The organism is Pseudomonas sp. FP1740 (assembly GCF_030687165.1).
Taxonomy (GTDB): Bacteria; Pseudomonadota; Gammaproteobacteria; order Pseudomonadales; family Pseudomonadaceae; genus Aquipseudomonas.
Window position 1 is genome coordinate 4869080 of record NZ_CP117461.1, and the last position, 13994, is coordinate 4883073.

The following is a 13994-nucleotide window of genomic DNA, read 5'->3' on the forward strand; positions in this document are numbered from 1 at the left end:
CAGCATATAAGATCCAGACTACCAACACCTCAAGCGTATCACGAGATATTTAATCACGTAATGTTTTGGCCAGGAGTTGATATTTTTTTTGCAATATCCGGCTTTCTCATTTGCAAAACCTTTTACAGAGACATCAGCACATCGCCATCCAAATCCGATGCAATACGTTCATTCTGGCGACGGAGAGCCGCAAGACTGTTGCCCGCAGTTATTTTTTGGGCGACAGCCTCAGTTGCAATATCAACATTCACAGAAAGTTACCCAAACACAGACCCGCTACTGGTAGCGAAAAGCGCTGCATCTGGAATACTGGGCGTTTCAAATATTTATTGGGCGTCATGCGTCCAATTTTCCTTGCAATGCGGCAGCGCAGACTACAACGCAGTAACCTGGTCACTGTCCCTCGAGTGGCAGCTTTACGCAATTTCCACACTGATATTTTCCGTAGCCGGATTCAAACGCGGGATTTTAATTCTGGCTGCAATTTCAGTACTTTTTTCCATATTCCCAGCTCCTAGCTTTTCTTTTCCCTGGATTTTTAGACCTCAGGCCTTTGTAATTGGAGCCGCAATATATTTTGCAACTAGAAACATCTCCATACAACTAAAAACCCCAACCAGCTTACTTATATTGATAGCTGGGATATCTATTTGCATATTATCCCCACTGAACGTCACCCACCCTTACATGATACCTTTTATATCGTTAGGCGCTGGACTGTGCCTTATCTCAACTCTCAGCAGCCAATCAATATCTGCAATTCCAAGCAAAATTTTAGAATGGGTCGGGGAACGATCCTACTCAATCTATCTATGCCACCTACCAATGATTCTAATTAGTCGGGAGCTTTTAATCAGGCTCGACTTGTTCACTCCATCCTACGCAAACTTTATACTAGGACTTGCAATAGCGCTCTCACTAATAGTTATCTCCGCCGAGATATCTTACAAGCTAATAGAAGTTCCATTTCAGAGAAAGCTCTCAAAGAGAAAATTAACACTTAAAAGCCACTCGACAGTCTGACCTGTGATGTGCAAGACTCAGCTCTATCAGCCACCCGAAAAAGCTCTGGATTGATTAGCATTTATTATAACAAGGGTACTCGCCCAACAAGGGCGGGGGCTTTGTATCTCTGGTGCTTTAGGCCGGTCGGTATTTCCGGCCCGCCAACACGCTCAGGTGTTATGCTCAATTCAATCAGATACCGCCCCAAAGAAATGCCGCATGCCAGTGTTTAACACAGGCGCAAAACGCCGGCTCGTTTGCCGACGCTCGGGAGTATCTAAGGCTACTGTCGCGCAGTGACGGGCATGATTTCGCGAAGCAATAAAAAGCCCGCTCAAAAGCGGGCTCACTCAAACAATCAAGCTATTACAACACTGAATCTGGCTTTCCAAATAGAACCTTCCTCCGCAAATATCTCGAAGCCGAGATAGATGGCACCTCCACAATCTTGTGCATCACAGAAGACAAGAGTACGGCCCCCACAATGGTCGCCATCCAAACAGCCGGAGCACCATATGACCGAAACAAAAACAACAATGAAAGATTAAGAGCCAAAATATGATTTAAATAAAGACTGAAAGAAATCCTCCCAAGATACCCGCCAAGCTTAACAAATATATTAGACTTCATGGTTAGCGCAAGACATACAATTAATCCCGACCCCACACCCGTAATCAAATCACCAAAAGCTCGATAACCGAGATCCCAAGGATTATCGAATGGATAAGCATAGAGTATCAAGGAAGCAAGCCACAGAGCCGTTCTTTTCGAGCCCTCAATTTCCTTGAAAAACCTACACAGCCTCTCTTGCTGTAATGCTATAAATGCGCCAACAGCAAAAAAAGTTGAGTAATGAAGCGTCTGTATAAGGTCTCCCTGTACACCAGAAAGCTGAACATTGCCAAGCATTGCCCATCCTATCCAGGTCGACATTGCGTAGAAACACGCTACAGCCCACCCCCCAAATCTAGAAACCAGAAGAAAAATAAGCGGAAATGCGATAGATATGCGCATTTCATGTACGATTGACCAAATTGGAGGATTTACTTCCGAGGTATTAAACTGACCTACCATTAGCGCATGATTTGCCAGCAGCTGAAAACTGAAATCCGGTTTCGGCACCCCCATCCAACCCTTATCCCACTCAACGACGCTGGAAGCGAAATAGTACGCGGCAAGCGCTAAAAGCACGGAGGCTATATATGGTGGAAATAGTCTGACCACTCTCGCTACAAAATACGCATCGTATCTACCCCCTCCAATTCCTTGCCACATTCTTACCAGAGCAAATCCACTCAACACAAAGAACAGAATAACCGCTTGATGCCCGGACCAGAATATCTTTAATGGCGACCATTTGAGATACCCCCATAATGGCTCCACTTTGTAAAGACCGGCGATAGTGGTGTGAGCAATGACGACAATCAACGCAGCTATACCGCGTAGCGCATCTAAAGGCTCTTCTCTGTGCTTTAAAAATGAGGACAAACCATTCGCTCCACTGGGTTATTTACGGACAGAGTTTACATTACACACGCGAGTGAATGGCCGTGATCCTCTGATAACACTTAGAATTCTGGCAGAGTCGGCCAGTCAGCCCCCCCCCAAACTAGCCGACACGCTCGTTTTTTACAGAGTTCAGCAACCAGGTGGCGCTTCCATCCCTTCCAGAACAGGCGGTCCTCATCGCTAATCTCCTGTCGACGAAACGGTTGAAGAGGAGGTCGTCGCTCCAACCAAGCGACGGGGCAAACGCAAGCCTCTACCCGCCGATCTTCCGCGTATCGAAGTCATTCACGAACTGCCCGAGCACGAGCTGACCTTCGCCTGCGGTTGTCCAGCGAGCAGCTGGAGATCGTGCTGATGCAAATCCGCGTGATCAAGCATGTGCGCAAGGTCTACGTCTGCCGTGGCTGTGAAACCGTGCTGATCACTGCTGACAAACCGGCGCAACTGATCGAAAAGAGCATGGCCAGTCCCAGTGTTTTGGCTATGTTGCTGACAACCAGATACGTCGATGGCCTGCCACCGCATCGCTTCGAAAAAGTACTCGGTTGTCACGGTATCGATGTTCCACGCCAAACCTTGGCGTGCTGGGTTATCCAGTGCGGCGGATACCTGCAACCCTTGCTCTACTTGATGCGGGATCGACTGCTGGAAAGTCGCGTCATCCATTACGACGAAACGCATGTACAGGTGACGAAAGAGCCGGTCGAGAGCCCACCAGCCAATCCTGGATGTGGGTGCAAACCAGCGGGCCGCCGGATCAGCCAGTGATCCTTTTTGACTACTCGACCAACCGGGCGCAGGAGGTTCCGTCGCGCCTACTCGACGGTCATTGCGGCAATCTGATGACCTACGATTACACGGGTTATAATGCCTTGGGCGCGCAGTCTGGTGTCGAACGTTTAGGCTGTTGGGCCAGAGCCAGAAGCTGGCGCGGTGAACCTTTCAACCTGCCGAGGCAGGAGGTACCATCCTGCCTGCTGGAAATTATCACGATCACTCAACATTCGATTGTAGCGCCTTGAGCACGAAGCCTGGCGTTGAACGTTTTAGGCTGCTGAGCCGATGCGCTGCGCACGTTGCCGAAGGAGAAAAAGCACATAGCGATCAATGAGTTGTAAGCGCCCCATGGACCCACCGCTAAAGGAAGGTTCATGGATCACTTACAAATACCTCCGGTTGCCGGGTTCGTTAAGGAGGACAAAAAAGTACCAGGTCCACCGCTGTTATTTGATATTCCGTTCTCACAGTCTCTATGCCCTGGTCTTATTTTTTGATTTTTGACTCTAACTTCTCAAGAGCCATGACGGCATCTTGACTTCCAAGTGAAGCAGCCCGCTTATACCATACAAGAGCCTCATTCCTATTCTCAGGAACTCCAGTACCAAAATAATAGGCCCGCGCCAAAATATATTGGGCTTCCGGGTTATTGCTGAGTGCCGCCTTCATATACCAGTTTACAGCCTCACCCAAATTCTTAGTTACCCCCAAACCTTCACCATACATCTTACCAATGAGTAGTTGCGCTAGGGCGTCCCCAGAACCGGCCCTTTTCAAGATACTAGACACATCCTCGGGAATGTACTTTGTACCCATCAGAATAATAGATGGCTGAAGCTCCGAGCGCTGCTGGTATGCCACATCAACGCCTCGATCAAAAAAGATCTGGATACGACTTACAGACTCAATATACGCACCTGGCGCCTGCGTTAGCAAAAGCAAACCACCGGTATTGGAAAGCATTCGATCGCCTTTAAGTTCAAATCTCCCCCCCTCCGCATTTTCAACTAGTGCTCGCCCATGAACACGAACATCCAAATCAGATACTGGCTTAACAAACAACCCAATAGAAATTAATTTCTTACCTTGGACTGACTCAGGAACTGGAACTTCAATTACAAACCCCGCCTCACTCTTCAAAACACGCTTTAGTATGTAAGCCTGCTCCGGCAGCGGTGTTAGCCATTCACAGTTTCGCCCATACAACCATGGGAAAGGGTCAATTGGGACACACAAGGGGGAGATGCCTTGATCAATAGAGCTAGAAAATTCTTTCCAATAAGAATTTCCAACACCAGGGGCGGTCCAGTCGCGACTGATTTTCGCCCCATACGAAGCCCAACCCGCCCCAATAAACCATACAGAGAAAATCGCCAATCCTGCAAAGCGACTGATACGATTCGAAGCCCCCCAAGTCGAACTCATAAAACTGACAGACAATGCGGAGACAATAAATACAAAACCAATGTACGCTGCAATTACATACCTGGAGATTCTAAAATCCGAAAGCGTTGGCAGGAATGAAGAATCCCAAACACGACCAAATGCCAAACAATTGAGAAGCGCCGTAAAAAAAACCAACGAACATCCAACAAGCATCAGAGGTCGACTACTCCTTGACTTGACAGCAAACCACCCAAAAACAAATGTAGCAATAGCCCCTACACCAACAAACACGCCCATACTCGACTGAAATGAAGGACCCACCAGAAAACGAGAAAATAGAGTCAGCGTATATATGACAGCCAGATAGCATTTATAAAACAATGAGCTGTCACTGGCCTGAAGAGGTGTCCACCCTGAACTTGCACTTAAAAACAACTGAACCATCTGCAACAAGCAAACCATAACAGAAACTATCGCTATCGCCCGCACTCGCCCCGATCTAAACATTGCTGCGATCAACAACGCTGGCAATATTGTCATAACGGACGGTTTCGAAACAAATATAATTGGTATTAACCAAGTCCACGCTGGCAGTTCGCTGTCTCGATCAAGCAATGAAAGTGCAATAATCACCCCTATAAAAAAAACAGAAAAATATGTGAAATTAATAAAAGTGCGCGTTTCAAAGTCCGCAACCATCAGAACTGCAAGTACAACAAAAAACCTTAAATAATCACTTTCAATAACAGCACGAAATCTATCAGCCGCAAACGAGCAAATCAAAAACGACACTAGTACGACAGACATCCAGTTGTAATAATAAGGTATTGATACTGCTGGAAGAGAAAATAATGCCCCGACATATGCCACAATGCGCTGAGGCAGAGGAACATAGCCCGCATCTACAGCAAAAAAATTCTGGAGGAGCGAGGTGGCGTTCGCATTATTGAAGTAATTTTGCCCCATTTCGGCCCACATCGCGCCACCCAGCAACCAATTCGGCTGTAGCGCAAGCAAATATATAACATGGAATAAAACCGCCAACCACACAAGCATAGATGAACCCCCTAAAACCTTATAGCCAAGGGGGGATTCTACGGAACGCATATACAACTCCTTATTCTAAATTTCTGAACTTTCAATTAATTGCGGACAGCTATGTTATGCCTCCCGACACATCGAAATCCAAGGTAAGCCCCCCAAAAAAAGTCAAACACAAGATACACAACCACCCCCAGCGAACATTCTTATTAACAAACAACTATACATTAGCGCCCCTCTAAAAAAAACAGCTCACAAAAATATCTGACCCTCTAGCCTATACCTCATGGATATTACACGCATAATCACAATTCCCAGCCGCCAACCTTTATTGCATGTACCAAGCTGCGAAGCCGAGCGCTGGCCGCCCACTCCCTCGAGCGCACGCCGAGCAACCAGTTTTGAAGGGCGCATCGCCGATTACTATCGAACAACACGTAGCTCACCTCGACTCGCGCTCAAGTCTCGCCCAGATACCCAATAGACAGACGATGACTTTTTCCAATGCGCTGCGCACCACTACTCGAGGTTGCGTCTTTTCCAGGCATATCTTCATTATGCGTCAGCACCAGCAGACACAGCCTCTTGGCGACTCATTGGCGCTACTCATCACCCCCTATCCTCAAGACCAGGATCGACGCCATGGAGCTCGCCGATAACGCTCAGCCGATCAGCCACCCGAACAAAATGGGGCACAAGGAAGACTTTAGACTCTTTGCCCCCTCGACCCGAAGCGCTTGAGCCAATGCAAAATCGCTCCGCTGCCGCAACCCGTGAGCATTGCCATAAACGCCAACAATGACTCCTGAAGAACCTTTTAAAGCATAACCTCAACATGTATAATCGCTAAAATCTAGCGCTGGTTGCGCCCTGCACAACCTTAGTCTTAATTAAGTATATGGCGAGTGACTTTTGCAAATAATTATTCCAATGTCAGGTTTTGGCGAGCGCTTCCGCCGAGCGGGTTACACTGTTCCCAAGCCCCTTATTGAAATAGATGGCAAGCCAATTATTGCGCATGTTATTGACATGTTTCCTGGCGAGCAAGATTTCATTTTTATTTGCAACCAAGACCACCTCGACAATCCTGACTACCGCATGGAGTCGATCCTACGAGATCATTGCCCAAGCGGTAAAATCATTGGAATTCCCGCTCATAAGTTAGGGCCCATCCATGCAGTTCGGCAGATTGAACACCTCATCAAGCCAAACACCCCCGTAGTTGTAAACTACTGTGATTTCACTTGTTATTGGGATTGGCAGAACTTCAAGAAATTTGTACAAACTACAGCATGCGTTGGTGCAATACCGGCCTATAAAGGCTTCCACCCGCACACCCTGGGCAGTACGAACTATGCCTATATCCGCGAAACGCAGGGCTGGGTACAAGATATTCAAGAGAAGCAACCCTACACCGACAATCGGATGGAGGAGTTCGCCTCCAGTGGTACCTATTACTTCGACTCGGGCAAAACCATGACCGAGGCGTTTCGGAAGACCATGGATCAGCAACTCAACGTCGGTGGCGAATACTACGTCAGCCTGGCCTACAAGCCTCTGCTGGCGGAAAAACAGCCTGTCGCGGTGTACCCACTCCAGCACTTCATGCAATGGGGCACACCGGACGACGTCAGGGAGTACAACGGCTGGTCAGAGGCTTTCAAGACGATGAACCGCCAACTGGAACAGGTGGCGCCCCCACCGAACGGCGCGCTTGTCATCCCGATGGCAGGTATGGGGCAACGCTTTGCCAAAGAAGGCTACACACTGACCAAACCGCTGATTCCTGTGTCAGGCAAGCCAATGGTTAACCAAGCCACAGAAGATTTACCCAAGGCCCAGCACCATGTATTCGTTCTTCGCCAGGACATGCCCGGTTATACCGAGATTGCCAAAGAACTTGAGCTTGTATTCCCCGGCACCGTGATTGAAACCATCCCGCAAGTAACTGAAGGGCAGGCCTGTACAGCGTTGCTCGGACTCGATGCTCTGGAACGTGCGGTCACGAATGTTCAAGGCCCCATCACCTTTGGTGCCTGCGACAATGGAGCCCTTTATAATAAGCAGGTATTTCAGGCCCTTGTCGACAATCCCGATATAGATGTCATTGTGTGGGGCGTGAGAGGGCATGCAAATGCCATCCGCCATCCACAAATGTTTGGCTGGATTGATGCTGAGAACGGTCGGATTCGTCGAATCTCCGTGAAGACGCCATTGCAATCCCCGGCGACAGATCCGATCGTCTTGGGAACCTTTACATTCCGGCGCGCGGAAGACTTCCGCCAAGTGGTTTCGCGGCTGGTTCAGCGTGATGGTCGTATCAATGGCGAGTTCTTCATTGACTCGACTATTAATGATGCCATCGAATCAGGTCTGCACTGCGAACTGTTCGAAGTCGACACCTTCCTGTCATGGGGTACCCCGAACGACCTGCGCACTTTCGAATACTGGCAGTCTTGTTTCCACAAGTGGGCAGGTCACCCTTATCGGCTGCAGAACGATGGCCGAATCCCGCGCGACGCCATAGCAAAACTTGAGGCTCGTTACCAAGCGACAGTGCCCGAATTACCAGGCACAGCAGCATGATCAAGCGTGAGCTTGCAGTCTTCCTTGTCGTAGGCTCGCTGACCGTCCTGATAGATTTTCTGACCTATCGCGGCCTAGTCTGGACAGGGTGGATGAATGTCGACTTGGCCAAAGCGATCGGTTTTCTGACCGGCACTCTATTTGCCTACTTTGCAAACAAGGTGTGGACATTCGGCCACCAGGAGCATGCGCCTGGCAGCGTATGGCGTTTCGCCCTGCTGTATGCGATCACATTGAGCACCAATGTTCTGGTCAACGCCGCTTGTTTGGCGCTGCTCAGCACAATGTCCATCGCAGTCCAGATTGCATTTCTGATTGCCACTGGCGTATCGGCCATTCTCAACTTCCTTGGAATGAAGCTGTTCGTGTTCAAGTCCAGCGATCTTACGGAGAAGTCATGAAGTTTTCGCTCATCATCCCCTGCTACAACGAGTCGGCCAATTTACCGCTGCTGCTGGAACGCTGCAAAGGCTTGGTCGAACAACCTGGCGTAGAGGTGATTCTGGTCGACAATGGCTCCACCGACGACAGCCCGCAAGTTCTGGAGCGCCTATTGCCAGCCTACCCCGGATGTAGGAGCGTTCGAGTCGATGTCAATCAAGGTTACGGTTTCGGAATTCTTTCCGGCCTGCGTGCAGCCGAGGGCGAGATTCTCGGCTGGACTCACGCAGACCTTCAAACCGATCCAATGGACACATTGCGTGGCCTCGCGTTTTTTGACCAGCATGGACCAGACATTTTCGTAAAAGGACGTCGCTTCGGCCGACCATTTGCGGACGTCGTGTTCACCTTCGGCATGAGTGTCTTCGAAACGGTTCTACTCGGCAAACCGATGTGGGATATAAATGCTCAGCCCACCATGTTCTCCAAGGCTTTTTTTGAGCGCTGGCACTCTGCACCATCGGATTTTGCACTTGATCTATATGCGTACTACCAAGCCCACATCCAGAGTCTGAAAGTTTATCGATTTGCTGTGCATTTTGGTGAACGCGCCCATGGCGTTTCGCATTGGAACGTGAACTGGGCCGCGAAACGAAAGTTCATCCGCAGGACTGTCGATTTCAGTTTGCAACTTAAGAAGAGTCTAAGGACATGAAGCTCATCTCGCATCGGCGCAACACCCGTCAGGAACTCAATGCTACTGAAGGAAAATATGGAATTGAAGTCGATATCCGCAGCTACGGTAACGACCTGATCATTCACCACGACCCCTGCGTACCAGGTGAATCGTTTGATGAGTGGATTGCCGACTATCGGCACGGCACATTGATTCTGAACGTCAAGGAAGAAGGACTGGAAGCACGCTTGATCGCGCTGATGAAAGAGAAAGGAATCGAAGATTACTTCTTCCTTGATCAATCTTTTCCGTTCCTGATCAAGTGGTCCAAAGCCGGCGAACGCCGTTGCGCCGTCCGTGTGTCCGAGTTCGAATCGATCGAAACGGCACTGACACTGGCAGGAAAAGTTGATTGGGTGTGGGTCGACTGCTTCACTCAATTCCCTCTCAACCATGACGACGCCAAACGACTGCAGAATGCGGGGTTCAAACTGTGCCTGGTTTCCCCGGAACTCCAGGGCCGTAACGCCGAAACCGAAATTCCAGCGTTGGTAAAACTGTTGACCGAACGGAATATCGTTGCCGAAGCGGTTTGCACCAAACGACCGGATCTCTGGGAAATGTTGGCTGCGAACGCATGGATATAAAGTTTTGCTGCCATCCGACCTTTCTGATCGGGTTGGTGCTTCGCCTTGTACTTGTACTATGGGTAGCCCCTGCGCCAGTGACCGAGTGGTATCTGCCATTTCTGGATATCAGTACTAACACACTGACACTGAACCCGTGGGGGACGTGGCTGGATCAAGGTGGCGTAATTAACGCGTTTCCCTATGGCTATGTCATGTGGGCGGCGTTCCTGCCAGCGATATTGCTGTGTAAAACGTTTTCGCTCCCCCTGATACTCGGATACGGCTTGACACTCATAGGGGCAGACTTCCTGCTCCTGGCAGTGCTCAGAAAAATAATCCCCAACCGCGATCGATTGCTCATCGCGGTGTATTGGCTATCGCCTATCGTAATCGTCGGCAGTTATGTACTCGGGTTCAACGACCTTATACCGGTGCTTTTACTTGTCGGGTCGCTTTACTTCCTCAAGCGTGCAAGGTTGATTCTGGCGGGCCTGGTATTTGTTACCGCGATCTCAGCCAAGCTGAGCATGGTGCTGGCACTCCCTTTCTTCCTGATCTACCTGCAACACAACCGCCCTCTGCGTCAGCATCTACCATGCCTGCTGATCAGTCTGGGTGTAGGCGCCATCGTGACAGTTCTGCCATTTCTGTTGTCCAGCGCAGGCGTCATCATGCTCTTCAACAACCCGGAAATAGGGAAAGTCTACAAGCTGGCATTCAGCATCGGCGATACCACCTTATATGTGGTGCCCCTCGCCTACCTGCTGATGCTCTATGCGGCCTGGCGAATCAAACGTCCGAACTTCGAGCTCTTTCACTCCATGCTCGGCCTGGTGTTTCTACTCGTCGTTCTGATGACGCCGGCGCCCCCTGGATGGTTTATCTGGGCCATTCCATCCCTGGTGGCCTATCAAGCCGCCAGTAACCGGGTTGCGGTCGCCATCACCGGGATCTTCTCGCTGCTCTATGTGGTCAGCGCTCTGTTGATTGCCCCGGACACCAAACTGATCATCGAGCAAGCATCATGGCTGCCGCAGGCGGCCAGCCAATGGCTGTTCGGCGACAAGCTGTCGTCGTTGGTCCACACAGCCATGGTCGCGACCGGTGTAGTCCTGGCCATTCGAATCTGGCGAGAATCCGTCAGCCGCAACGATTACTTTCGTCTCAGCCGCAAGCCATTCGTGATCGGCGTGGCCGGCGACTCTGGTGCGGGTAAGGATACCTATTCGGATGCGATAAAAGGGCTGTTTGGTGGCCACTCGGTCACAACCCTCTCCGGTGATGACTATCACTTGTGGGACCGTCAGAAGCCGATGTGGCAGGTCATGACTCACTTGAACCCCATGGCCAACGATCTTGAAGGCTTCGCCAACGACTTGGTGGCATTGACCGATTCGAAGAATATCCATTCGCGGCATTACGATCATCAAACCGGTCGCATGAGCCGCCCCTTCATGATCAAGAGTAATGACTTCGTCATTGCCAGCGGCTTGCACGCGCTCTATATGCCGATTCTTCGTGAGTGCTACAACCTGAGTGTTTACCTCGATATCGACGAAAGCCTAAGGCGTCATTTCAAGCTTCAGCGTGACGTACATCAGCGTGGGCACACCAAAGAGAAGGTGCTAGCCTCCTTCGAACGCAGAGAGCCGGATTCGGCACGCTTTATTCGTCCACAAGCAGCTTATGCAGATCTGGTGTTGTCCTTACAGCCCATTCATCCACGTATTCTGGAAGGGGCGGGGGAAAACCACCCTCTGCACTTCAAGATCGTGGCGCGCTCGCGCAACGGCCTGAACGAACACTCTCTCACCCGAGTCCTGGTTGGTGTTTGCGGCCTGCATGTCGACATGTCATCACGCAACGACGCAACTGAAGTCGAGCTGACCATAGAGGGTGAAACGACGGCCCAAGACATCGAAATGGCGGCGCGAATGATCTGCCCACGAATCTTCGAATTCCTCGACCTCAAGCCAAAATGGCAAGACGGCGTCATGGGGTTAATGCAACTGATTACCCTCTCCCATATCAACCAAGCACTGACAAAACGGTTCATATAGTGAAAATTTTTGCACCAGAGCGGTTCAATCACCTCCCCGACGCCATACTGTTCGACACCGATAACACGCTATACCCCTACGACCCTGCGCACGCAGCTGCACAACAGGCTGTCAGGGATAAAGTCGTCAATACTTTTTCCATCAAACCAGAAGTGTTTGACGCCGCCTTCAAGGAAGCACGTCAACAGGTAAAGACCCGCCTTAAACACACCGCGTCTTCTCATAGTCGCCTGCTCTACCTGCAGCGCATGCTCGAAATCATGGGCCTGGGCTCTCAGGTGCTACTGGCCCTGGATTTCGAACAGACCTACTGGCGCACTTTCCTCAGCAATGCCGTACTGTTCGATGAAGTCAAAGATTTGTTAGACGACTTGCGACTGTTAGGCATTCCTACTGCCATCGTTACCGACCTGACCGCCCAGATCCAATTTCGCAAGGTGGTCTACTTCGGGCTTGACCACTATTTCGATTACATCGTGACTAGTGAAGAGGCCGGCTTCGACAAGCCCCACGCAGCCCCCTTCGAGATCGCCTTGGAGAAAATGCGCCCCAAAGGTGATTGCATCTGGATGATCGGAGATAATCCAATCAACGACATCCGTGGTGGCCGCGAACAAATCAACGCAGTGACTTTGCAAAAGATCCATACCGGTACACCATTGGGCACAGAGGAAAATGCCCCAGATGCCGCGTTTACAGATTTCAAAGAGTTGCGCCGCCTGATTTCCCGACTTGGAGAGAAAAATGAGCTTGCATGAATCTATACGTCAGTTTTGTGCACAAATCGGTAAAGCCCCTCTTCTTGTCCAAGGAGCAGGGGGAAACGTCTCTTGGAAAGAAAAGGATGTCTTATGGATCAAAGCTTCAGGGACTTGGCTAGCTGATGCTGTAGACAAAGATATTTTCGTACCCGTTAAGCTTCAGCATCTGACCCACGCACTAAAAAGCCAAGACTACTCTGTCATACCGCAAACGGTCGAGAATACTCCATTAAAGCCTTCAATCGAAACACTACTGCATGCGCTGATGCCGCATTCCATAGTGGTACACCTACACGCTGTCGAGGTACTTGCACATCTTGTTCGAGAGGACTTTAAACTTTCGAATTATCCGACGTTTGACACATCGCTAAATGCCCGAGCGGTCGAGTATTTCAAACCCGGTGCGGACTTGGCGAAAGCGATCGCCGAGCAACTGGATGAGGCACTTGATACTCGCGTCATATTTCTTAAAAATCATGGAGTTATTATTGGAGGGGAAAGCATTCAAGAGATAAACAAAATCCTGGATTACTTAACCACTTTTTTTGCCTCACCCTGTGCGCTGCCCAAAGTTCTAAAAGCACCACCCCCCCTATGCCTGACCAATGGAGTCAACTTCAACTCTGCCTCCGATAGCAAGCTTCATGAGCTTTCGCTGGATCCAGCACTTGTGAGTCGCCTTGAAAACAATTGGGTACTTTATCCTGATCACGTTATATTTTTAGGCTCTCAACCACGCTTATTTCAAAACATGGAAAATGCAAAGAAAGAGCTAGAAGAGAGCGACAACCCTCCTGATGTAATTTTCATCCAGGGAGTAGGCACATTTACCAGCGAATCAATAAGCCGAGCAAAAACCGCTCAACTCATCTGTTATTATGATGTCATAAAAAGACAGAACAATGATGTACTGTTATCCACATTAACAGATGCTGAGATTGCCGAACTAGTGGATTGGGACGCTGAAAAACATAGAATGAAACTTGCCAAGTAACGCTTAGAAAGCGCCTTCACACTGAAGTACATTGTTCTGCGCACATATACTTATGACACCCAGCCAATATAGAGCCAACCGTTTTTTCAGAAGCGGTTGACTATAATTATTCTATTATCCTTTCGTTTTGCCATATTGCAGCTACTCGCGGTAGCCACTTCAAACCTGCCCTTGATAAAGGTGCACTTC

At 49.6% G+C, this 13994-nt stretch carries 10 protein-coding genes and 1 pseudogene; 9 read left to right on the plus strand and 2 right to left on the minus strand.

Annotation, left to right across the window (positions count from 1 at the left end; translation table 11 throughout):
- Window positions 1-6: 6 nt before the first annotated feature.
- Complete coding sequence (locus PSH69_RS30370; protein ID WP_370695270.1) at window positions 7-1023, plus strand: acyltransferase family protein; 1017 nt, start codon at window positions 7-9, stop codon at window positions 1021-1023.
- A 348-nt stretch (window positions 1024-1371) separates the two neighbouring features.
- Here the strand turns inward: PSH69_RS30370 and PSH69_RS21715 are convergent, their stop codons facing one another.
- Entirely contained in the window at window positions 1372-2493 is a 1122-nt protein-coding gene (locus tag PSH69_RS21715) for an acyltransferase (protein ID WP_305409787.1), read from the minus strand.
- Between the two features lie 226 nt (window positions 2494-2719).
- On the opposite strand from PSH69_RS21715, the pseudogene PSH69_RS21720 reads away from it, so the two are divergent.
- A pseudogene (locus PSH69_RS21720) lies at window positions 2720-3437 on the plus strand (IS66 family transposase); the annotation flags it as partial.
- Between the two features lie 340 nt (window positions 3438-3777).
- Here PSH69_RS21720 and PSH69_RS21725 read toward each other — a convergent pair.
- Window positions 3778-5784, minus strand: coding sequence for a tetratricopeptide repeat protein (locus PSH69_RS21725; RefSeq protein ID WP_305409788.1), 2007 nt, complete (start codon window positions 5782-5784; stop codon window positions 3778-3780).
- An 846-nt stretch (window positions 5785-6630) separates the two neighbouring features.
- Between PSH69_RS21725 and PSH69_RS21730 the strand changes: the two genes are divergently transcribed.
- From PSH69_RS21730 to PSH69_RS21760, 7 genes are read left to right on the plus strand one after another with little or no spacing between them, the layout of a single operon-like run.
- Complete coding sequence (locus PSH69_RS21730) at window positions 6631-8304, plus strand: sugar phosphate nucleotidyltransferase (protein ID WP_305409789.1); 1674 nt, start codon at window positions 6631-6633, stop codon at window positions 8302-8304.
- Entirely contained in the window at window positions 8301-8705 is a 405-nt protein-coding gene (locus PSH69_RS21735; RefSeq protein WP_305409790.1) for a GtrA family protein, read from the plus strand. The genes PSH69_RS21730 and PSH69_RS21735 overlap by 4 nt, the downstream gene beginning before the upstream one ends.
- Window positions 8702-9400 carry a glycosyltransferase family 2 protein gene (locus PSH69_RS21740; protein ID WP_305409791.1) on the plus strand — a complete coding sequence of 233 codons (699 nt, stop codon included), beginning with the start codon at window positions 8702-8704 and terminating at the stop codon, window positions 9398-9400. Before PSH69_RS21735 ends, PSH69_RS21740 begins: the two co-directional genes overlap by 4 nt.
- Entirely contained in the window at window positions 9397-10008 is a 612-nt protein-coding gene (locus tag PSH69_RS21745; RefSeq protein ID WP_305409792.1) for a phosphatidylinositol-specific phospholipase C/glycerophosphodiester phosphodiesterase family protein, read from the plus strand. The genes PSH69_RS21740 and PSH69_RS21745 overlap by 4 nt, the downstream gene beginning before the upstream one ends.
- On the plus strand, window positions 9999-12050 hold the full coding sequence (locus tag PSH69_RS21750) for a hypothetical protein (RefSeq protein ID WP_305409793.1): 2052 nt from the start codon (window positions 9999-10001) through the stop codon (window positions 12048-12050). The genes PSH69_RS21745 and PSH69_RS21750 overlap by 10 nt, the downstream gene beginning before the upstream one ends.
- Window positions 12050-12808, plus strand: a complete 759-nt coding sequence (locus PSH69_RS21755) for an HAD family hydrolase (protein ID WP_305409794.1) — start codon at window positions 12050-12052, stop codon at window positions 12806-12808. The genes PSH69_RS21750 and PSH69_RS21755 overlap by 1 nt, the downstream gene beginning before the upstream one ends.
- On the plus strand, window positions 12795-13805 hold the full coding sequence (locus tag PSH69_RS21760) for a class II aldolase/adducin family protein (RefSeq protein WP_305409795.1): 1011 nt from the start codon (window positions 12795-12797) through the stop codon (window positions 13803-13805). Before PSH69_RS21755 ends, PSH69_RS21760 begins: the two co-directional genes overlap by 14 nt.
- The last annotated feature ends 189 nt before the right edge of the window (window positions 13806-13994 follow it).